Origin of the sequence: Agromyces tropicus, assembly GCF_039531345.1 — a bacterium.
GTDB lineage: Bacteria > Actinomycetota > Actinomycetes > Actinomycetales > Microbacteriaceae > Agromyces > Agromyces tropicus.
Genome location: NZ_BAAAPW010000003.1, coordinates 165,069 through 185,856, shown reverse-complemented (window position 1 = coordinate 185,856; position 20,788 = coordinate 165,069). Strand labels below are relative to the sequence as shown.

The following is a 20,788-nucleotide window of genomic DNA, read 5'->3' as shown; positions in this document are numbered from 1 at the left end:
TTCGAGTCTCTGGAGTCGATGATGACCGCCACGCCGCACCCCCACGTCCGCGCCCGCGACCTCGGCGTGCCGTTCGACGGCACGCCCGGCCGGTGGAACGCGATCACCGACGTCCCGGGCGTCGAGGTCGGGTACGCGACGATCGTCGAGGGCGCGCCGGGCGACGACCTCGTCGCGCGCACCGGCGTGACGGCGATCCTCCCCCGCGGGCGCGAGGGCGCCGGCATCCCCTGCGCCGCGGGCATCCACTCGCTGAACGGCAACGGCGAGCTCACCGGTCGGAGCTGGATCGAGGAGTCCGGCTCGCTGACCCTGCCCATCGGCATCACGAACAGCCACGCCGTCGGCGCCGTGCACACGGGCATCGACCGCTGGGCGCACGAGGTGCACCCCGGGCTCGCAGCCGAGTGGATGCTCCCCGTCGTCGGCGAGACGTGGGACGGCTACCTCAACCAGATCAACGCGGGCCACGTGCGCCCGGAGCACGCGATCCTCGCGATCGAGTCGGCCGCGAGCGGCCCGGTCGCCGAGGGCAACGTCGGCGGCGGCACCGGCATGAACTGCTACGGCTTCAAGGGCGGCTCGGGCACGGCATCGCGCGTCGTCGCCTTCGGCGACGAGACCCACACCGTCGGCGTGTTCCTGCAGGCGAACTTCGGCAGCCGGTACGAGCTGCGGCTCGCGGGCGCACCGCTCGGCCGGGAGACGGCGGCGCCGAACCCGTACGAGGACCTCGAGTGGTTCGTCCGCGACGGCGCGCGGGCGCGCGTGCGCGCCGGCTCGGGCAGCGTCATCGGCATCGTGGTCACCGACGCCCCGCTGCTGCCCGGCCAGTGCGAGGCGCTCGCCCGACGCGTGCCCCTCGGCCTCGCGCGCACCGGCACGAGCGGCAGCCACTTCTCGGGCGACATCTTCCTCGCCTGCTCCACCGGCAACGCGGGCGCGTTCACCTCGAACATCCCGACGGGAGCGGTCGGCGACGACCCGTACGAGACCGCCCGCTACGTGCCGTGGGGCCGCATCGACCCCTACTTCGAGGCCGTCGTGCAGGCGACCGAGGAGGCCGTCGCGAACGCCCTCGTCGGCGCCCGCGACATGGTCGGCCGCGACGGGCACGCGAACGTCGCGCTCCCCCACCACGAGGTGCGCGCCGCCTTCGGCGGCCGGGCGGACACGGCGGCCTGAGCCTCCCGGGCGGGCGAGCACCCGGCCCGTCAGCCGGAGGTCACCCGGGCCCGCGGGTCCGCCGGGACCCGCACGTCGGCGACCTGCTCGAGGTGCGGATGCCGCTGGTCGCCGTCGTCGACCACGCCCGTGTGCCACGAGAGCCGGAGCTCGTCGGGCGCGTCGACGAGCATCGCCAGGTTGTTCGCGAACCACGGCCCCTTCACGGTGCGCCAGCGGAACGGCGCGTCGGGCACCTTGGCCGAGCGTGCGGCGAGTCGGCCGATCGGCGTCGCTGCACCGTACGACATCACGACCGAGAACCACCGCATGACGCGCGGCAGCGGGTTCCGGATGGGCGAGCAGACCGCCTGCAGGACCCGCGCTCCCGGCACGTCGTCGCGGTCGACCTGGGCGAGGTAGGAGTAGTGCACGTCGCCCGCGAGGAACAGCACGTTCTGCGGTGCGGGCCCGCGCTCGCCTGCGGCGAGCTCCCGCACCATCCGCGCCACCTTCTGGAACGTGTCCTGCCAGGCCCCCCAGTGCTCGAGGTCGACCGCCTGGCGGAGCACCTCGCCGACACCGGCGGCCCTCCGACCCCAGGCGCCCTGGGAGATCGCCTCGTCCCAGGCCTCGACGTTGTGCAGTCCCATCGGGAGGAGGAACGGGAGGGACGTCGCGATGAGCACATGGCGGAAGCCGCCTCGCAGCTGTGCGTCGAACCAGTCGAGTTCGTCGGGATCGAGCAGGGCCCGGGCATCCGGGTCGAGCCGGCGCGCGGCGCGGGAGTCGACGACGACGAGGCGGATGTCGTCGAAGTCGCGCGTGTAGCTCCATCGCACGCTGGTCGGCTCCTGGTCGGCGCGGTCGGCGAACGCGTCGACCTCGTCGGTGAGGTCGATCTCGTCGTCGCCGTCGTGCCCGGCGATCCGCTGCCAGAGCTCGTCGTCGGCCCGCTCCTCCGGGGTGAGGTTGCCGAGGTGCTGGTAGACCCAGTACGAGCCGAGCCCGGCGACGATGCGGCCGTGCCACCAGGAGGTGGCCTCCATCTTCTGCTTCCAGTCGTGCGAGGCGTTCCAGTCGTCGCGCACGTCGTGGTCGTCGAAGATCATCGCGGTCGGCACGGTCGAGAGCAGCCAGCGGTTGGCCGGGTCGGACCACGCGAGCCGGTACAGGTGGGCGTACTCCTCGTAGTCCTTCAGCTCCTCCCCCGGCTCCTCGTCGATGTCGCGCTTGTTCCGGATGAACTCCTGCATCTCCTCCGAGGTGATGTCGGCGTAGACCTGGTCGCCGAGGAACATCATGAGGTCCGGCCGTTCGGCGTAGCCGTCGGCGAGCGCGAGCGCGAACGTGCGCATCGCGTCGACGCCGTGCGTCAGGTTGCCCTGCAGGTCGTGCGGCACGCTGGTCCGGCACGATCCGTACGCGAGGCGGAGGCGCCGGCCGGTCTCCCAGGTCGCGACGACGGATGCCGGGTACTCCGAGTCCGGCTCCGGCCAGGCCCGCTCGCCGTCGACGTCGACCTCATAGGGCAGCACGGCACCGGGCTCGAGTCCGTCGAGCTCGACGAGGGCGTAGTGGTGGTCGTGCACGGCGAAGGTCCGCGCCTGCCAGCTGCGGCCGTCGGCCCGGACGCGCACGGTCGCGGCCGCCTCGGTCTCGACCCAGATCGTCGCGGAGGTCTCGCCGACGTGGCGGAGCATGGGACCGAGGATCAGCGGGGAGGTCATCACCTCGTTCTACCCCGCCGCCCCGTCGCACGTCACGGGGTTGCGATGGCCCGGAGGACCGCTCCACGGCGGCCCGCCCGGCGTCAAGGCCCTCCCCCGCGTCGGAGGTCGCTGGCAGGATCGGCTGCGCCCACGGAAGGAGCTTCCATGCCGCAGTTCGCCGTCCTCATCTACGCCGACGAGTCGGCGCACGCCCTCGACGCGTCCGAGGCCGAACTCGAGGAGAACGATCGGCACGCCGAGGAGCTGGCGGCCTCGGGCTCGATGATCCTCGCCTACGCCTTGACGCCGCGCGCCGAGGCGCTCTCGATCCGCCGGAGCGGGGTCGCCGCCGGACCGTTCGTGCCCGACGCGCCGTTCGTCGCCGGGTACTACGTGCTGGAGGCGCCCGACCTCGACGCGGCGGTCGCGATCGCGCGCGAGAACCCTGCGGTCCGCTCGAGCAGGGGCGGCGTCGAGGTGCGACCCGTGCACAGCGGCGGGGTCATCCCTCCGGGGAGCTGACCGCCGGCCTGGTCCCGGCGGGCCCGCGGCCGCCCGGCCGCGTTCAGGCGACGGATGCCGCGAGGCCGCCCGCCGCGTCGTCGGGCGGCTCGACGGGCTCGATGCGGAAGGTGCGCGCGAAGCGCGCCACCCCGTCGGCGTCGCCGGCGAGCACCGGGACGGCCGCGGCATCCGTCCGGCCGGCGATGAGGTCGCGCAGCCCGGGGGGATCGAGGGCGAACTCGACGCTCGCGGTCGTGGCATCCGCCCCGACGGTCGGCCTGGGCTGCGGCACCGCGTCGGGTCCGATCGGCACGACCTCGAGGTCGGTGCCGTCGACGACGGCCGCGACCGAGGCGCGTCCGACGTGCAGCACGTACTCGGTCGGCGGCAGCGCGGCCGCGGCATCCGCTCGGAACGCCGAGCGCAGGGCCATGGCGAGCGCCTCGTGGCTCACCGCCTCGTCGCCGCCCGGGTCGCCGAGCACCGACCACCCCCATCGCTCGAGCGCGAGCACCACGGGCTCGACCTCACGGCCGAGTGGTGTCAGCTCGTAGCCGCCGCGCACGATCGGCACCCGTCGGATGAGGCCCGCCTCCTGGAGCTCCTTGAGCCGGTCGCTCAGGATGTTCGTCGGGATTCGCGGCAGCGCCGCCTTGAGGTCGCTGTAGCGGCGCGGGCCGACGAGCAGGTCCCGGAGGATGAGCAGCGCCCACCGCTCGCCGACCCGCTCGAGGGCCCGCGCGATCCCGCTGTACTGGCCGAAGCCGCGCGGGGACCGTGCCGCCACGACGCGCCCCGTCAGGCGCCGGTCGCCGCCGCCGCGGCCTCCTGCTGCGCCAGGTACGCGTCGGGACCCATCTGCGCTGCGGCGGGCTCCATGAACAGGAACCCGAGGATGTTGCCGTCCGGGTCCTCGAGGTCGCGCGAGTACATGAAGCCGTAGTCCTGCGCGTCGCGCGGCTCGGTGCCGCCGGCCGCGAGCCCCTTGGCGAGCACCTCGTCGACCTCCTCGCGCGAGTCGCGGGTGAAGGCGATGCTGGTCTGCGCCTGCGTCGTGGTGTCGATGATCTGCTTGTCGGTGAAGGTGCCGAGGTACTCCTTGGTGAGCACCATGAAGTAGATGTTCTCGTCGAGCACGACGCACGCCGCGTTCTCGTCGGTGAACGCCGGGTTGATGGTGAAGCCGAGGCCCTCGTAGAACGCCTTGGAGCGCTCGAGGTCGGTGGTCGGCAGGTTCACGAAGATGCTGGTGGTCATGGTTCCCCCTGGGATGTCCGGGTGGTCGGGTCCGGCCGGTCGGCCGTCATCCGTTAGCTTGCTCTTTGCAAGTGAACTTGTCAATAGCAAGTGAACGGATGCCGCGCGGCCCCGTCAGCGCACGCCGCTGCGCCGCACGAGCAGCGCCAGGTGCAGCGCCGCGAGCGTCTCGCCATCGTCGAGATCCGCCCCGAGCAGGTCGCCGATCAGCGCGAGCCGCTGGTAGAAGACCGACCGCGACAGGTGGCTCGCCTGCGCGGCGGCCGTGCGGTTGCCCGGATGCGCGAGCATCGCACCGAGCACGTCGAGCAGGTCTCCGCCGCGCGCCAGGTCGTACTCGATGAGCGGCGCGAGCATCGACTCGCCGAGCTCCTGCAGCCGGTGGTCGTCGCGCAGCGCCGTGACGAGCCGCACCAGCGGCCGGTCGTGCGACCGGCGCACGACCGGGCCCCGCGCCTGCCGTGGGACCGGCGTGCGGGCCAGGTCGAGGGCCTCCTGCACCGAGACGAGGAGGCCGTCGAGGTCGTCGGCGCGGCCGCCGATCGCGAGGGCGACGCCCGCGACATCCGTCGCTCCCCCACGGGGTGCTCCCGCGAGCGCGAGCGCCATGCCGTGGGCTGCTGCGTCGTCGAACCGCGTGCCCGCCGGCAGCGACAGCAGCAGCACCCGCGCCGAGGCGACCGCGTTCGCCCCCACCGGCCGGCCGTCGAGCGCCCGCCCGCCCAGCGCGCGGGCGGCCGCATCGGCATCGCCGTCGGCGGCGCGGCCCGTCACGACGAGGCCGTACAGGTCGGCACCGCGAACGGGCAGGCCGGCCGCCTCCAGCCGCGCGACCGCACCGCCCGGCGCCGCGAACCGGCCGCCGAGCAGGTGCTCCACGAGGCGCTGCCGGCCGATCCGGCCCCACGCGTCGTCGTCGCCGTCGGCGAGGCGGCCGAGGGCGAGCGCGATGGCCCCCTGCTCGAGCACGCCCAGCCGACCCGCCGGATGCGCGGGACCCGGCAGGGCGACCAGGTGCCCCCAGCGGATGCCGCGCGCCTCGACCGGCACGATCAGCCACGCATCGGGCGCCGCGGCCGCGACGGCGTTCGCCGCACCGCCGCCGACGCGCCGGCGCAGGTCCGCGTCACGCCGGTGGGCGTCGCGCGAGCGCAGCTGCCACCCGGAGAGCACGTCCTCCTCCGACGCGGGCGGCAGGTCGGCGGCGACCACCTCGTGCGCGAGGTTCTCGAGCACGACCGGTGCGTCGAGGGTCTGCGCGAGCTGCTGCACGATGTAGTCGGCCGGGGCGCCCCGCAGCGTGAGGGCCGTGAAGCGCTCGCGCACCTCGTCGCGCGCATGCAGGGCGGCCGTCTGCTCGGAGATGATGCGCCGGTGCACGGCCTGGGTCAGGCCGACGAACTTCACCTCGCGGTGCAGCGCGGCGAGGGCGAGGCCGTGCTCCGCCGCCGAGCGATGCACGACCGCGGGCACGTACCGGTAGTGGGCGCCGAGCTCGAGCACGAGCCCCGCGACACCCGCATCGACGAGCCCCGCGATGAAGGCGCGCAGCTCGTCGGGCTCGGTCGGCCAGCCCGACCCCGTGGAGAGCAGCAGCTCGCCGCCGTCGAGCAGTCGGGCCACTCCCGCGCTGTCGGACACGTGGACCCAGCGGACCCGCGCGTCGAGCGCCTCATCGCCCACGAGCACCTCCGGCACGCCCGCCGCGACCGCGTCGATCGCGAGGATCTCGCGCACGGTCGGCAACGAGTCGTCCGTCGCCGGACCACTCGCCGACCCTCTCGGACGATCCGTTCGATCTGCTGGGTCTTCGCGACGCTCTGGCATCGGCTCGGCCTCTCTGCCTCTGTAAGACTGGGGAAACGCCAGCCTAGACGATCCCGGTCGATCTGTCCGGTCCAAGGCTCGGCACTCTTGCACACCCGACGGACGGCTGCCTGGGCATCGTTCGCCACCCGACGTACCGAAGGATCGCCATGAGCATCACGGAGACCGCCGCTTCGCCCGCATCGACGAGCGAGGTGCCGCAGATCGGACACTGGATCGACGGCGCGCTGCGCGCCTCGACCTCGGGCCGGACGGCACCCGTGCACAACCCGGCCACGGGCGCCGTGCAGGCCGAGGTGGCCCTGGCCGACCAGGCCGAGATCGACGCGGCGATCGCGTCGGCCGAGCGCGGCTACCGCGTCTGGAAGGACTACTCGATCGCGAAGCGCCAGACGGTGCTGTTCGCGTTCCGTGAGCTCTTGAACTCTCGGAAGGGCGAGCTGGCGGCGATCATCACGCGCGAGCACGGCAAGGTGCTCTCCGACGCGATGGGCGAGATCCTCCGCGGCCAGGAGGTCGTGGAGCTCGCGACCGGGTTCCCGCACCTGATCAAGGGCGCGTTCTCCGAGAACGCCTCGTCGGGCATCGACGTGTACTCCCTGAAGCAGCCCCTCGGCGTGGTCGGCGTCATCTCGCCGTTCAACTTCCCCGCGATGGTGCCGATGTGGTTCTTCCCGATCGCGATCGCCGCGGGCAACGCCGTCGTCCTCAAGCCCTCCGAGAAGGACCCGTCGGCGGCGCTGTGGCTGGCCGAGCTGTGGAAGGAGGCCGGCCTGCCCGACGGCGTGTTCACCGTCCTGCAGGGCGACAAGCTCGCCGTCGACGGCCTGCTCACCTCCCCGGTCGTGCAGTCGATCTCGTTCGTCGGTTCGACGCCGATCGCGCAGTACATCTACGAGACCGCCTCGAAGCACGGCAAGCGCGTCCAGGCCCTCGGCGGCGCGAAGAACCACATGCTGGTGCTGCCCGACGCCGACCTCGACCTCGTCGCCGACCAGGCCGTGAACGCCGGGTACGGCGCCGCCGGGGAACGCTGCATGGCGATCTCGGTCGTGCTGGCCGTCGAGCCCGTCGCGGACGAGCTCATCGAGAAGATCACCGAACGCATCGGCCGGCTCAAGATCGGCAACGGCGCCGGCGTCGATGGCGTCGAGCCCGACATGGGCCCGCTGATCACCGACGTGCACCGCGACAAGGTCGCCTCCTACGTCGACATCGCCGAAGCCGACGGTGCGACCGTCGTCGTCGACGGCCGCGGACTGACCATCGACGGCCACGAGGACGGCTTCTTCTTCGGCCCCACCCTCCTGGACCAGGTCCCCACCACGTCCCGGGCCTACACCGAGGAGATCTTCGGCCCGGTGCTCTCCGTCGTCCGCGTCGAGAGCTACGACGAGGGCCTGGACCTCATCAACTCCGGCCAGTTCGGCAACGGCACCGCGATCTTCACCAACGACGGCGGCGCCGCACGCCGCTTCCAGAACGAGGTCCAGGTCGGCATGATCGGCATCAACGTGCCCATCCCCGTGCCCGTCGCCTACCACTCCTTCGGCGGCTGGAAGCAGTCCCTCTTCGGCGACAGCAAGGCGTACGGCGTCCACGGCTTCGACTTCTTCACCCGCGAGAAGGCCATCACCAGCCGCTGGCTCGACCCCGCCACCCACGGCGGCCTCAACCTCGGCTTCCCCCAGAACCACTGACCTCGCATCTCTCCACCGAAGTGACGCGAACCGTTCCCCGCGCCCTTGCGGAACGACGGTTCGCGTCACCTCATCGGGTGAAAGGACCCTCATGACCGACACGCTCATCCCGACCGAGGCTCCCGCCGTCGAGACGGACGTCGCCGAGGCGACGGCGGATGCCGCGGGCGCGGCCACGTACGTCGACCGCCAGGGCGCGCGCCACGCGCTGCCCGACGCCGCGGGCGAGGCCCAGGTGCGCGCCGACGACCGCGCCCACGTGTTCCACTCCTGGAGCGCCCAGGCGCTCATCGACCCGCTCCCCGTGGCCTCCGGCGAGGGCGCGACGTTCCGGGACTACGAGGGCAACGCCTACCTCGACTTCAGCTCGCAGCTGGTCAACCTCAACCTCGGCCACCAGCACCCCGACCTCGTCGCGGCCATCCAGCAGCAGGCCGGCCGGCTCGCGACCATCCAGCCGTCGATGGCGAACGACGTGCGCGGCGAGCTCGCGCGCCGCATCGCCGAGGTCGCGCCGGGCGACCTCGACAAGGTGTTCTTCACCAACGGCGGCGCCGACGCGAACGAGTACGCGGTGCGCATGGCCCGCGAGGTGACGGGTCGCCGCAAGGTGCTGTCGATGTACCGCAGCTACCACGGCGGCACGGCCACGGCGATCTCGCTCACGGGCGACCCGCGCCGCTGGCGCAACGAGCCGTCCGACGGGTCGGTCGCGCACTTCCTCGGGCCGTACCCGTACCGCTCGTCCTTCCACGCCGAGTCGGCCGAGCAGGAGACCGAGCGCGCGCTCGCGCACCTCGAGCAGGTCATCACGCTCGAGGGCGCGTCGACGATCGCCGCGATCATCATCGAGACGGTCGTCGGCACGAACGGCGTGCTCGTGCCGCCGCCCGGGTACCTGCAGGGCGTGCGCGCCCTGGCCGACAAGTACGGCATCGTCTACATCGCCGACGAGGTCATGGTCGGCTTCGGCCGCATCGGCGAGTGGTTCGCGGTGAACCACTTCGGCGTCACGCCCGACCTCATCACCTTCGCGAAGGGCGTGAACTCGGGCTACGCGCCCCTCGGCGGCGTCGTCATCTCCGAGCGCATCGCCTCGCACTTCGACACGGTGTCGTTCATGGGCGGCCTGACCTACTCCGGCCACCCGCTCGCGTGCGCACCCGGCGTCGCCACGTTCGAGGTGTTCGAGCGCGATCGGCTGCTCGAGCGGGTGCGCGACCTCGGCAGCCGGGTCGTCGGTCCGCGCCTGGCCGAGATGGCCGAGACGCACCCGTCGGTCGGCGAGGTCCGCGGCCTCGGCCTGTTCTGGGCGATCGAGCTGGTCCGCGACCGCGAGACCCGCGAGCCGCTCGTGCCGTTCAACGCGGCCGGGGCGGACGCCGCGCCGATGGCGAAGGTGGCCGCGGCCTGCAAGCAGGCCGGCCTCTGGCCGTTCGTCCACTTCAACCGGATGCACGTCGCGCCGCCGCTCGTGATCAGCGAGGCCGACCTCGTCCGCGGCCTCGACATCATCGACGCCGCGCTCGACGTCGCCGACGCCGAGCTCGCGTAGCGCGCCGCCGCATCCGCATCTGACGCAGGAGATTCCGCGCATGGGCGCCTCGCACGGCCCCATGCCGCGGAATCTCCTGCGTTTCCGGGCGTCGCCACGGCGTCGGCGTCAGCCGCAGCCCGAACGGCTAGCCTGAGGCACATGCACGCACGTGGGCCGGCCGGGGGGATGCCGCGCCGCGCGTTCCTCGCCGCCGGGCTGGGCGGCCTGGCGCTCACGCTCGCCGCGTGCACCGACGGGAGCCCGACCCCGACCCCCACGCCCACGCGCACCCCGACGCCGAGCCCGACGCCGGGCGGCGTGCCCGCCCCGACCGCCTTCCGCCGGTCGCGCTGGAGCCGGAACCCGTTCATGCGCGGCGCGTTCAGCTACGACGGCGTGGGCGCGACCGCCGAGCTGCGCGCCACGCTCGCACAGCCGGTGTCGGACCGGCTCGTCATCGCGGGCGAGGCGACCTCGGCCGACGCCCCGGGGACCGTGCACGGCGCCTACGTCGAGGGCCGCCTCGCGGCGAGCCGCATCGCGGACCGTGCGGAGGAGGGCGACCGCATCGCGATCATCGGCGCCGGCATCGCCGGACTCGCCGCCGCGCGGGATCTCGTCGACCGCGGGTTCGACGTGGTGGTCGTCGAGGCGGGCGACACCGTGGGCGGGCGGCTCCGGACCGTCGACGACGCGGCCTTCGGGGGCCCGATCGAGCTCGGCAGCCCCTTCGTGGCCGCCGGCTCCGCGCTGCGCGCGCTGCTCGCCGCGGCGGAGATCGTCACGACCCCGTTCACCCCGGTGCTCGGGTACCGCACGCCCGACGGCACGGTGGTCCCGCCGTCCGACGCGGGATGGGAGGCGATCGCGACCGCCCAGGCCTGGGCGGCGGACCGATCCGCCGACGTGTCCCTCACCGACGCGCTCATCGGCTCCGGCGCCATCCCGATCTCCGACGAACCCGGCGACGACGGGCTGAGCCCGCGCGACTGGCTCGTCAACGCGCTGTCGACGGGCGTCGAGCCGACGACCGGCGCCGTCCCCGCGCGGGTCTCCGCGCAGCGCTTCGACGCCCGCCGCGCGTGGCATCCGACCGCGCGGGTCGCGAGCGGTTGGGCGCCCCTCATCTCCCGGCTGAGCGACGGCGTCGCGATCGCCGGGTCGAGCGTCGTGACGGGCATCACCGTCGACGACGAGGGCGTGAGCCTGCGCCTCGACACCGGCGAGTCGCTGCGGCAGCACCGCGTCATCGTGACCGCGTCGATCGGCGTCCTGAAGACCGACACCATCACGTTCGAGCCGCCCCTGCCGCTGCTGCACCAGCGCGCGATCGGCGTGCTCGGCATGGGGGCGCTCGACCTCGTCTGGCTCGCGTTCGACGAGCCGTTCTGGCGCGACGCGGATGCCGCAGCCGACACGGATGCCGCATCGGACGCGTCGGCCGACGTGCTCACCCTCGTCGGCGCGACGCCCACCGTCGCCGCGTGGATCGACCTCGGCGACCCGGAGCACGCCGTGCTCGTGGGCGTCCTCGCCGCCCAGCACGCGCGGCGCCTCGCGGAGCTCGACGACGACGCGGCGATGGCCGAGGTGCTCGAGGCCCTCGTTCCGTTCGCCCCGGCGGCGACGACCGACCCGAACGCGAGCCCGACGCCGACCGCGGGCTGAGCCGCCGGGCGCGCGCCGCCGGGCGTACGGGCTCAGACGCGTCGCGCGAGCCGCCGGCGGACGCCGCGCAGCGCGAGCCGGCGGTGGATCGAGACGAGCACCGACGTGATGCCCACGAAGATCAGCAGCACGAGCGCGCAGTACGCGGCGATGCCGGCGGCGCCGCCGACCTGGCTCGCGTCGAGGAAGAAGTACGGGTACCACCCGATGTCGGCACCGCGGATGAGCGTGTAGACCAGCCATCCCGACGGGAAGACGAGCACCCACCCGATGGTCGCCCACGGGACAGGCGGGTTCACCGCGATGACGGCGTCGACGCTCCACGCGACGAGCGCGAGCACGGGGACGACGAAGTGGAGCAGCGTGTCCGACCAGGGCACCTCGAGCCGGTAGTCGCGCGTCGAGGCCTGCACGGCGATGAGCGCGAACACGATGCCGGACACGAGCAGGTAGACGGTGATGATCGTCCGCAGCGCGGCGAGCCACGGGGGGTCGCGATGCTGCCGCAGCGCGTATCCGGCCGCGATCAGCAGCGTCACGACCGCGAGCATGGCCGACAGGATGGTGAAGTAGCTGAAGAAGTTCACCGCGGCGAACAGCGGGAACTCCAGCACGTACTGGTAGTTGCCGACCAGCGCCACGATCTCGATCACGGCGATCGCCAGGCGGAAGCCGCCGAGCGCGCGCCGGGAGGCCGTCGTCCGCGCGCGCACCCGCGTGCTGACGGCATCCCGCCCGTCCGCCTCCGCCGGCGCCGGCGGCATCACCGGGGGCGTCTCCGCGCTCGCCACCCGCGCACCGGGATCGAGGGCGCGCGCGGACATGTGCTCACGCTAGTCGCCCGACCTCCACGACCGTCGAGACGCGCGCCCGCGCGCCCGGGCTCAGTCGAGCGGGCGGAGCAGCCGGTCGAGGAAGCGGCGCGTGCGCTCCTCGCGCGGCGCCCTGAACATGCGCTCGGGCGCCCCGCGCTCGACGATGACGCCGCCGTCCATGAAGAGCACCTCGTCGGCCGCCTGGCGGGCGAACTGCAGCTCGTGGGTCACGACCACCATGGTCCAACCCTCGTCGGCGAGCTCCTTGATGACGTGCAGCACCTCGCCCACGAGCTCGGGGTCGAGCGCGCTCGTCGGCTCGTCGAACAGCAGCAGGTCGGGCTTGAGCGCGAGCGCCCGCACGATGCCGACGCGCTGCTGCTGCCCGCCGGACAGCTCGAACGGGTGCGCGTCGCGCTTCTCCGCGAGCCCGACGCGGTCGAGCAGCGCCTCGGCCTCGGCGATCGCGCGCGCCCGGGGCACCTTCTGCACGCGGACCGGGCCCTCGATGACGTTCTCGATGACGGTCATGTGCGGGAACAGGTTGTGCTGCTGGAAGACCATCGCCGACCGGTCGCGCATCGCGAGCCGGTCGGCCTTCGACGGCGGAGTCGCGAAGTCGATCTCGGGGCCGCCGTCGAATGCCAGGGTTCCGGCATCCGGTGTCTCGAGCCCGTTGAGCGAGCGCAGCACGGTGGTCTTGCCCGACCCGCTCGGACCGATGAGCGTCACGACCTCGCCGCGGCGGACCGAGAAGTCGACGCCGCGCAGCACCTCGTTCGCGCCGAACGACTTGCGGATGCCGCGGGCCTCGAGCAGCACGCGGGCGTCGCTCGCGTCGGGGGGCGCGAGCGGGTCGTCGGCGCCGTCTGCGGGCGGGCCGCCGGCGGGCCGGCCGTCGTCGGGCGGGCGGTGATCAGTGGGCGACATGGCGGTCGAGTCTCCTCTCCAGTGCGGACTGCCCTCCGGAGAGCGCCAGGCAGAACAGCCAGTAGACGAGTGCGGCCTCGAGGTAGAGCAGCATGAACTGCTGGCTGAACGCCGCGATCTGCTGCGCGACCCGGAACAGCTCGGTCACGAGGATCAGCGAGGCGAGGGAGGTGTCCTTGACGAGCGAGATGAAGGTGTTGGACAGCGGCGGCACGGAGACGCGCGCCGCCTGGGGCAGGATGACACGGCGCAGGGTCGTCGCCGGCGACATGCCGATCGTGTACGCCGCCTCCCACTGGCCCCGCGGCACGGACAGGATCGCCGCACGGATCACCTCGGCGGCGTAGCCGCCGACGTTGAGCGAGAAGGCGATGATCGCGCTCGGCCACGGGTCGATCACGAGTCCGATCGCGGGCAGCCCGTAGAAGATCACGAACAGCTGGACGAGGAGCGGGGTTCCCCGGATCACGGAGATGTAGAAGCGGGCGACGCCCGACACGACCCGGTTGCGGGAGAGCCGCATGAGGGCGACGGCCAGGGCCAGCACGAGGCCGATCGCGAACGAGGCGAGGGCCAGCGGGATGGTCCCGCTGACCCCGCCCCAGACGATCGGCCAGAACGACTCGAGGAAGAGCTGGAGGCTCTCGTTCACGAAGCTCACGTCCCTCCGGAGGTCACGTGCACGTGAGGCTACTCGGAGACGTCGGCGCCGAAGTAGGTCTCGCCGATCTCGGCGAGCACACCCTCGGCCTGCAGCTCCGCGAGCGCCGCGTCGATCGCGTCGACGAGGGCCTGCCCGTCCTGCGTGGACGCGAACGCGCTCTCCGAGGTGTCGTCGGTCTCGGCGGCGACCTCGATGCCCGCGTCGGGCGTGGAGTTCACGTAGTCGAGGAACGTGAGCCGGTCGTTGATCGTGGCGTCGACGCGGCCCTGCTGGAGGAGCGTGACGGCCTGGGCCCAGCCCTCGACCGCCTCGACCTGCGCGCCCGACTCGGTCGCGAGCTCGTACCAGTTGCTCGTGAGGGACTGCGCCGCGGTGCGACCGTCGAGGTCCTCGAAGGAGGCGATCGACGTGTCGCCCTCGTTCACCACGATGACGCCGCGCGAGATGGTGTACGGCGTGCTGAAGAGGTACTGCTCCTCGCGCTCGGGCGTGATCGAGACCTGGTTGGCGATGACGTCGAACCGTCCGGCGTCGAGTCCGGCGAAGATCGCGTCCCACTGCGTCTCCTGGAAGGCGATGTCGAGGCCGAGCTTCTCGGCGACCGCCTCGGCCACCTCGACGTCGTAGCCGACGAGTTCCCCGGAGCCGTCCTCGTGGTAGCTGAAGGGGCGGTAGGTGCCCTCGGTGGCGACCGTCAGGGTGCCCGCCTGGACCAGCCCGTACTCGTCGCCGGCCCCGTCGGCCGTCCCGTCCGGTCCGGCCTGGCCGCCCGAGCATGCGGCGAGCGCGACGACGGCGGCGGATGCGGCGGCGAGGCCGAGGATGGTGCGGGGACGAGTCATGGATGGTGCTCCGTTTCATGCGTGCGCCGCCCCGCGCATCGTCGCGGGGCGGTCGTGGTGGCGTCGGGCCCCGAAGTCGGGTACGTCGGTCGAGTCCAGCACGTCCGGGGCCAGGGGATGAAACCCGATGACCCCCGATTTCATTTCCGTTCGCCCGGATCTCCCGTCGCATGCGCGCGCGGGCATACACCGTTCGGCTCGGTCCGCGCAATGGGCGGCGCCGGACGTTCGGGCATCGCTAATCTGGCGCGGTCGAGGGGCCGATCCCCTCGTCGCTCCACCCCCGCAGAGATCGAAGGAACCCAATGATCACGCTTTCATGGCTCCTGCTCATCGCCCTCGCCGGCGGCGTCCTCGCGCTCGTCGACGGAATCTGGCGCCTTCGCGCCCGCGGCGGCTCGACGGTCGTCGGCATCATCGAGATCGTCGTGGCCGGCCTCTTCGTGCTGTCCCTGTTCCTCACCGGCATCCCGTTCGGCTCGCTCGTGCTCGGCATCGCCCTGCTCGTCGTGCTGGTGGTCGCGCTCATCACCCGCGGCCGGCTCGGCATGACCCTGACGATCATCGCGCTGGCACTCATCGCGCTCTGGATCGTCCTCGAGCAGCGCTGGCTGGTCATCCCCGGCCTCAACTGATCCCATGCCCGTCCGGCAGCCGGACGGCACGAGGCCGGCACCCCGCGGGGTGCCGGCCTCGTCGCGTTTCACGCCCGAGACGCGGTGACCCGGCGCTTCTCGCGCACGTACACCTCACGCCGCACCCGGGCCACGACCTCGCCGTCGGCGTCGGTGATCTCGGTCTCGAACCACTCGAGCACCTTCGCCCCGCCGTGCGCGCGTCGGCGCAGCTCCTCGGCGCGCTCGCGCGGCACCTCGAACCGGGCGGTGAGCACGCCGCGGCCCGGCTTCACGAACTCGATCTCGCCGCGCGTGTCCCAGACCACGAAGTCGCCGCCGAGCTGGTGCCGCACGAGCATGAAGAAGTAGGGGTCCGTCATGGCCGACATCGACCCGCCGAACGCGGTCTTGACGTAGTTCCGCGTGAACGCGTTGACGTGCAGCGCGACCTCGGCGCTCGTCCAGTCCGGCGCGAAGCGCCGCACCCGGATGCCGCTGAACAGGTTCGGAGCCCAGAGGCTCATGCCGATCGCGAGTCGTCGAGGGGTCATCCGCATCGCTCCAGTGTGGCGCGCGGCACGCGGCATCCGCTCGTCCGTCGTGGACTTCCCACAACCCGGCGGCCCACGGCCCCGTCCGCCCGCGCGCTCACCACGATCGAGTGGATGCCGAATGCACCGCTCGAGCCCGAGAACGGTGCGGATGGCATCCACTCGCCGCGCGGGCGCGGCCCGAGGCAGTGCGGGCTAGAAGGCGCTGAGGCCGGTGAGGGCACGCCCGATGACGAGCTGGTGCACCTCGTCGGTGCCCTCGTAGGTGCGGACCGACTCGAGGTTCGCGGCGTGCCGCATGACGGGGAACTCCGAGGTGATGCCGTCGCCGCCGAGGATCGTGCGCGACTCGTGCGCGATCCGCAGCGCCTCGCGAACCGAGTTGAGCTTGCCGACCGAGATCTGCGCCGGGGTCAGCGCGCCGCGCTCCTTGAGCCGGCCGAGGTGCAGCGCGAGGAGCACGCCCTTCTCGACCTCGACGAGCATGTCGGCGAGCTTCGCCTGGGTGAGTTGGTTCGCCCCGATCGGCCGGCCGAACACCTCCCGGGTGGTCGAGCGCTCGAGCGCGGACTCCAGGCACGACCGGGCCGCGCCCATGGCGCCCCAGACGATGCCGTAGCGCGCCTCGTTGAGGCATCCGAACGGCCCCGACAGGCCGCGCGCACCCGGCAGCATCGCGTCGGCCGACAGCCGCACGCCGTCGAAGGCGACGTCGCACTGCACCGAGGCCCGCATGGAGAGCTTGCCCTCGATGGGCGTGGCCGTGAACCCGTCGGTCGCGGTCGGCACGAGGAACCCTCGCACGACGCCGTGGTCGTCGCCGGACTCGTCGTCGACCCTGGCCCAGACCACGGCCACGTCTGCGAGCGAGGCGAGGCCGATCCAGCGCTTCGCGCCGTCGAGCACCCACTCGTCGCCCTCGCGGCGGGCGGTGGTGGTCATCGCCGCGGGGTCGCTGCCGCCCTGCGGCTCGGTCAGCGCGAAGCAGCCGACGAGCTCGCCCGCCGCCATGCCGGGGAGCCAGCGCTCCTTCTGCGCCTCGGATCCGTACTTGTGGATGGCGCTCATCGCGAGCGAGCCCTGCACCGACACGAAGGTCCGCCAGCCGGAGTCCGCGGCCTCGAGCTCGAGGCAGACGAGCCCGTATGCGACGGCGCCCGCGCCCGCGCAGCCGTACCCGGTGAGGTGCATGCCGAGGAACCCGAGCTCGCCGGCCTCGCGCACGAGCTCGCGGCGGAAGTGCCGGTCCTCGAAGTCCTGCTCGATGACGGGCGCGATGCGCTCCTGCGCGAAGCGGCGGGCGCGATCGCGCCAGGCGAGTTCCTCCTCGGTGAGCAGCGCGTCGAGGTCGAAGACGGCGTCGATGCGGGGCGCGGTCGGGGCGGCGGGGTCGGTCATCGGTCGGTTCCTTCCGGTGCGGGGTCCGCGGGGTCCGCGGGGTCCGCGCGTCCGTCGGCGCGGTCGAGGTCGAGGTCGAGGTCGTGCGGATGCCGCGGCGCGGCGCCGTCGGCCCGCCAGTCGGCGCCGCGGTCGGCGTCGAGGCGCGGCGGCGGGGTGCGGTAGGCGGCGGCCGCCCCGGCGATGCCGATCGGGTTGGCCACCGAGCGCACGCCGTCGAGGTCGACGACGGGCCGGAGCCCGAGGCCGTCGGCGAACGCGAGCGCCTCGCCGACGTCGTTGACGAGCCCGGCGGGCACGCCCGCGTCCGTGAGCACGCCGACCCAGGCGGTCGCGGTCGCGTCGGCGAGGGCGTGCCCGAGCTCGTCGTGGAGCTCGTCCCGGTGCGCGACCCGGTCGGCGTTCGTGGCGAAGCGGGGGTCGTCGGCCATGGCGGGCGCCCCGACGAGTCGCGCGAGCGTGCGGAACTGCCGGTCGTTGCCGACCGCGATCACGAGTTCGCGGTCCGCGGCGCGGAAGACGGCGTACGGCGCGATGCTCGGGTGGGCGTTGCCCATCCGCTGCGGTGCGCGCCCCGTCCCGAGGGCGGCGCCGGCCTGGTTGGTGAGCGCCGAGAGCAGGCTCTGCAGCAGGGTGACCTCGACGAGCGACCCCTCGCCCGTCGCGTCCCGCCGACGCAGGCCGAGCAGGATGCCGGCGACCGCGTTCTGCCCGGTCAGCACGTCGACGAGCGCGACGCCCGCCTTGGTCGGCCCGCCGTCCGGCTCGCCCGTGATGCTCATCAGGCCGCCGACGGCCTGGACCAGCAGGTCGTACCCGGCGAGCGCGGCGCCGGCGCCCGCGCCGAAGCCGGTGATGGAGCAGTAGACGACGCCGGGGTTCGCCGCGCGGACGTCGTCGTACGCGAGCCCGAAGCGCGCCATGACGCCGGGGCGGAAGTTCTCGACGACGACGTCGGCGGTCGCGGCGAGGCGGCGCGCCTCGGCGAGGCCGGCGGCATCCGTCAGGTCGAGCGCGACCGAGCGCTTGTTGCGGTTGACGCTGCCGAAGTAGGTGGCCTGGCCGTCCGGTCCGACGGGCGGATGCCAGTGCCTCGTGTCGTCGCCGGTCGGCGGTTCGACCTTCACGACGTCGGCGCCGAAGTCGGCGAGGAGCATCGTGGCGTACGGCCCGGCCAGCACGCGCGAGAAGTCGGCGATGCGGATGCCGTCGAGCACCCCCCGCACGTCCCGTCCCGCGCCCGTCATCCGCCCTCCTCGGCGTCGTGGGTCCCGGCATCCGGTCCCCCGCGCCACGATACCCACGCCCCCGGAGGCCCCCGTTGTACAGTGCGTCGAACGGCCGACGGCGATCCGCCACCGCGTCGATCGCGTTCCCCGGCGGTCCGCCTAGGCTTGGAGACGGCGTGCACCGTCGTCGCCGTCCGGGTCGACGAGTGCACCGAAAACCCAGAGGAGTCCCATGACGAACTACGCCGTCGTCAACCCGGCCACCGGAGAGACGGTCAAGACGTTCCCGACCATCACCGACGCCGAGCTCGAGGCCGCGATCGCGAGCGCTGCCGAGGCGCACCGCACGTGGTCGAAGTCGACCACCGTCGACGAGCGCGCCGCCCTCGTCCGCCGCGTCGGCGAGCTGCACGTCGAGCGCCGCCAGGAGCTCGCCGAGATCATCGTGCGCGAGATGGGCAAGCCCATCGAGCAGGCGCTCGGCGAGGTCGACTTCGCCGGCGCGATCTACGAGTACTACGCCGACCACGCGGCGGAGTTCACCAAGGACGAGCCGATCACGCTGCTCGACGGCGAGGGCTCGGCGGTCGTCCGCCGCTCGTCGCTCGGCGTGCTGCTCGGCATCATGCCGTGGAACTTCCCGTACTACCAGGTCGCGCGCTTCGCCGGCCCGAACGTGATCATCGGCAACACCATCCTGCTGAAGCACGCCGAGCAGTGCCCCGAGTCGGCCGCGGCGATCGAGCAGATCTTCCGCGACGCGGGCGCCCCCGAGGGCGTGTACGTCAACGTCTACGCGTCGCACGACCAGATCGAGACCGTCATCGCCGACCCGCGCGTCCAGGGCGTCTCGCTCACGGGCTCGGAGCGCGCCGGTGCGGCCGTCGCCGAGATCGCGGGCAAGCACCTGAAGAAGGTCGTGCTCGAGCTGGGCGGCTCCGACCCGTTCATCCTGCTCTCGACGGACGACCTCGAGGCCACCGTGCAGAACGCGGTCGACGCGCGCCTCGACAACAACGGCCAGTCGTGCAACGCCGCGAAGCGGTTCGTCGTCATCGACGAGCTCTACGAGCCGTTCCTCGAGAAGTTCACCGCGAAGATCGCCGAGGTCGAGGCGACCGACCCGACGTCGGCCGACTCGGCGCTCGGGCCGCTGTCGTCGCTGCGTGCGGCCGAGGGCCTCGACTCGCAGGTCAAGCGCGCGGTCGAGCACGGCGCGAAGCTCGTGCACGGCGGGTCGCGCGACGGCGCGTTCTTCCAGACGACGGTGCTGACCGATGTGACCCCCGAGAACCCCGCCTCGAAGGAGGAGTTCTTCGGCCCGGTGGCCCAGGTCTTCCGCGCCGCCGACGAGGCCGATGCGGTGCGCATCGCGAACGACACCCCGTTCGGGCTCGGATCGTACGTCTACTCGACGGACCGCGAGCAGGCGCTCCGCGTGGCCGACCAGATCGAGGCCGGCATGGTCTTCGTGAACGTCGTGCTCGCCGACGGCGCCGAGCTGCCCTTCGGCGGCATCAAGCGCTCCGGCTCGGGCCGCGAGCTCGGCCGCTTCGGCGCCGACGAGTTCGTGAACAAGAAGCTCATCCGCATCGGCTGAGCATCCCGGCACCACGCACGACGCGCCCCGCGGCCTCGCCGCGGGGCGCGTCGTGCATCGCGACCGTCGGAGCGACGGGACATATTGACCGGACGGTCGGTCGGTTCTACCGTTGAAGTGACGCCCAGATATGGGAGCCGCACCTCGAGGAGGTTGGTTTCTATGAAGAAGTGGACTCGATGGGAAGACTGGGTGACGATCGCCGCCGGCCTCGCGGTCGCGAGTGCGGCGTTCTTCCTCAGCCCCATGGGCGCGTCGGTTCCGATCATGGTGGTGCTCGGCATCCTGCTCATCGCCTCCGGGTTCGTGAACCTCGCATGGCCGGGCCTGGTCGCCATGGAGTACGTGCAGGGCGGCCTGGGCGTGCTGCTGATCATCTCGCCATGGGTCGGCCGCTACGTCGAGACCGACGTGTTCGGTCCGGCGTGGATGTCGTGGATCTGCGGCACGATCGCGTTGGTGCTCGCGGCACTCGCGATCCGTCCCGCGATGCGCGCGCATCACGACGCGATCACCCACTGAGACGCGCGATCACAGGCCGGTCGCGGGCCTGACCGGGCGCGGTGCCGCCGTGCCCGCGGCCGGGCGCGCCCGCGCACGCCATCGAAGCGGATGACCCCGCGCCGGGGCGCGTCCGCGCCCCGGCGCGCCCTCACGAGGCGGACGGCCCTTCGGTGCGGCCGCCGCCCCGCGGCATCCGCATGCCGGCCACGTGCCGTTCATCGGCGGCTCCGGATGGCGCACCCCGCGGGCCATGTCGACGACACCGCCGC

19 protein-coding genes are annotated in these 20,788 nt (G+C 72.9%); 8 read left to right on the top strand and 11 right to left on the bottom strand.

Annotated features, from left to right (window positions below; translation table 11 throughout):
- Positions 1–21 precede the first annotated feature (21 nt).
- On the top strand, positions 22–1,185 hold the full coding sequence (locus ABD230_RS11890) for a DmpA family aminopeptidase (protein ID WP_344373805.1): 1,164 nt from the start codon (positions 22–24) through the stop codon (positions 1,183–1,185).
- Positions 1,186–1,214: 29 nt separating this feature from the next.
- Here ABD230_RS11890 and ABD230_RS11885 read toward each other — a convergent pair whose 3' ends face one another.
- Entirely contained in the window at positions 1,215–2,894 is a 1,680-nt protein-coding gene (locus ABD230_RS11885) for an alkaline phosphatase D family protein (RefSeq protein WP_344373803.1), read from the bottom strand.
- Positions 2,895–3,041: 147 nt separating this feature from the next.
- On the opposite strand from ABD230_RS11885, the gene ABD230_RS11880 reads away from it, so the two are divergent.
- On the top strand, positions 3,042–3,398 hold the full coding sequence (locus tag ABD230_RS11880) for a YciI family protein (RefSeq protein WP_344373801.1): 357 nt from the start codon (positions 3,042–3,044) through the stop codon (positions 3,396–3,398).
- A gap of 43 nt (positions 3,399–3,441) precedes the next feature.
- Here the strand turns inward: ABD230_RS11880 and ABD230_RS11875 are convergent, their stop codons facing one another.
- The 3 genes from ABD230_RS11875 to ABD230_RS11865 all read right to left on the bottom strand — a co-directional run bounded on the left by ABD230_RS11875 (position 3,442) and on the right by ABD230_RS11865 (position 6,374).
- Positions 3,442–4,167: a winged helix-turn-helix transcriptional regulator gene (locus ABD230_RS11875; RefSeq protein ID WP_344373799.1), complete on the bottom strand. Its 726-nt coding sequence runs from the start codon at positions 4,165–4,167 to the stop codon at positions 3,442–3,444.
- Positions 4,168–4,178: 11 nt separating this feature from the next.
- Positions 4,179–4,637 carry a VOC family protein gene (locus ABD230_RS11870; protein ID WP_344373796.1) on the bottom strand — a complete coding sequence of 153 codons (459 nt, stop codon included), beginning with the start codon at positions 4,635–4,637 and terminating at the stop codon, positions 4,179–4,181.
- A gap of 114 nt (positions 4,638–4,751) precedes the next feature.
- Positions 4,752–6,374 (bottom strand): PucR family transcriptional regulator, encoded by a 1,623-nt coding sequence (locus ABD230_RS11865; RefSeq protein WP_344374359.1) that lies wholly within the window; start codon positions 6,372–6,374, stop codon positions 4,752–4,754.
- Between the two features lie 239 nt (positions 6,375–6,613).
- Here ABD230_RS11865 and ABD230_RS11860 point away from each other — a divergent pair, with 239 nt between their 5' ends.
- From ABD230_RS11860 to ABD230_RS11850, 3 genes are all read left to right on the top strand, one after another.
- Positions 6,614–8,164 carry a CoA-acylating methylmalonate-semialdehyde dehydrogenase gene (locus tag ABD230_RS11860; RefSeq protein WP_344373795.1) on the top strand — a complete coding sequence of 517 codons (1,551 nt, stop codon included), beginning with the start codon at positions 6,614–6,616 and terminating at the stop codon, positions 8,162–8,164.
- A gap of 91 nt (positions 8,165–8,255) precedes the next feature.
- Positions 8,256–9,719: an aspartate aminotransferase family protein gene (locus ABD230_RS11855; protein ID WP_344373794.1), complete on the top strand. Its 1,464-nt coding sequence runs from the start codon at positions 8,256–8,258 to the stop codon at positions 9,717–9,719.
- A gap of 141 nt (positions 9,720–9,860) precedes the next feature.
- Complete coding sequence (locus ABD230_RS11850) at positions 9,861–11,369, top strand: FAD-dependent oxidoreductase (RefSeq protein WP_344373792.1); 1,509 nt, start codon at positions 9,861–9,863, stop codon at positions 11,367–11,369.
- A gap of 32 nt (positions 11,370–11,401) precedes the next feature.
- Here ABD230_RS11850 and ABD230_RS11845 read toward each other — a convergent pair whose 3' ends face one another.
- From ABD230_RS11845 to ABD230_RS11830, 4 genes are read right to left on the bottom strand one after another with little or no spacing between them, the layout of a single operon-like run.
- The gene (locus tag ABD230_RS11845) at positions 11,402–12,193 is read right to left on the bottom strand and encodes a Pr6Pr family membrane protein (RefSeq protein WP_344373790.1); all 792 of its coding nucleotides are present in this window, start codon (positions 12,191–12,193) and stop codon (positions 11,402–11,404) included.
- A gap of 60 nt (positions 12,194–12,253) precedes the next feature.
- Positions 12,254–13,114, bottom strand: coding sequence for an amino acid ABC transporter ATP-binding protein (locus ABD230_RS11840; protein ID WP_344373787.1), 861 nt, complete (start codon positions 13,112–13,114; stop codon positions 12,254–12,256).
- A complete protein-coding gene (locus tag ABD230_RS11835; protein ID WP_344374356.1) occupies positions 13,101–13,766 on the bottom strand; it encodes an amino acid ABC transporter permease in 666 nt (221 codons plus the stop codon). Before ABD230_RS11835 ends, ABD230_RS11840 begins: the two co-directional genes overlap by 14 nt.
- 38 nt (positions 13,767–13,804) lie before the next feature.
- Positions 13,805–14,620 carry an amino acid ABC transporter substrate-binding protein gene (locus tag ABD230_RS11830; protein ID WP_344373785.1) on the bottom strand — a complete coding sequence of 272 codons (816 nt, stop codon included), beginning with the start codon at positions 14,618–14,620 and terminating at the stop codon, positions 13,805–13,807.
- A gap of 305 nt (positions 14,621–14,925) precedes the next feature.
- On the opposite strand from ABD230_RS11830, the gene ABD230_RS11825 reads away from it, so the two are divergent.
- Positions 14,926–15,255 carry a hypothetical protein gene (locus ABD230_RS11825; protein ID WP_344373783.1) on the top strand — a complete coding sequence of 110 codons (330 nt, stop codon included), beginning with the start codon at positions 14,926–14,928 and terminating at the stop codon, positions 15,253–15,255.
- 68 nt (positions 15,256–15,323) lie between these two features.
- On the opposite strand, the gene ABD230_RS11820 is transcribed toward ABD230_RS11825, so the two are convergent.
- The 3 genes from ABD230_RS11820 to ABD230_RS11810 form a co-directional block, all read right to left on the bottom strand.
- Entirely contained in the window at positions 15,324–15,788 is a 465-nt protein-coding gene (locus tag ABD230_RS11820; RefSeq protein ID WP_344373781.1) for a PaaI family thioesterase, read from the bottom strand.
- Positions 15,789–15,983: 195 nt separating this feature from the next.
- The gene (locus ABD230_RS11815; RefSeq protein ID WP_344373778.1) at positions 15,984–17,186 is read right to left on the bottom strand and encodes an acyl-CoA dehydrogenase family protein; all 1,203 of its coding nucleotides are present in this window, start codon (positions 17,184–17,186) and stop codon (positions 15,984–15,986) included.
- Entirely contained in the window at positions 17,183–18,433 is a 1,251-nt protein-coding gene (locus ABD230_RS11810; RefSeq protein ID WP_344373776.1) for a CaiB/BaiF CoA transferase family protein, read from the bottom strand. Before ABD230_RS11810 ends, ABD230_RS11815 begins: the two co-directional genes overlap by 4 nt.
- A 214-nt stretch (positions 18,434–18,647) precedes the next feature.
- On the opposite strand from ABD230_RS11810, the gene ABD230_RS11805 reads away from it, so the two are divergent.
- A complete protein-coding gene (locus ABD230_RS11805; RefSeq protein ID WP_344373774.1) occupies positions 18,648–20,015 on the top strand; it encodes an NAD-dependent succinate-semialdehyde dehydrogenase in 1,368 nt (455 codons plus the stop codon).
- Positions 20,016–20,207: 192 nt separating this feature from the next.
- Positions 20,208–20,537 carry an SPW repeat domain-containing protein gene (locus tag ABD230_RS11800; protein WP_344373772.1) on the top strand — a complete coding sequence of 110 codons (330 nt, stop codon included), beginning with the start codon at positions 20,208–20,210 and terminating at the stop codon, positions 20,535–20,537.
- Positions 20,538–20,788: the final 251 nt, after the last annotated feature.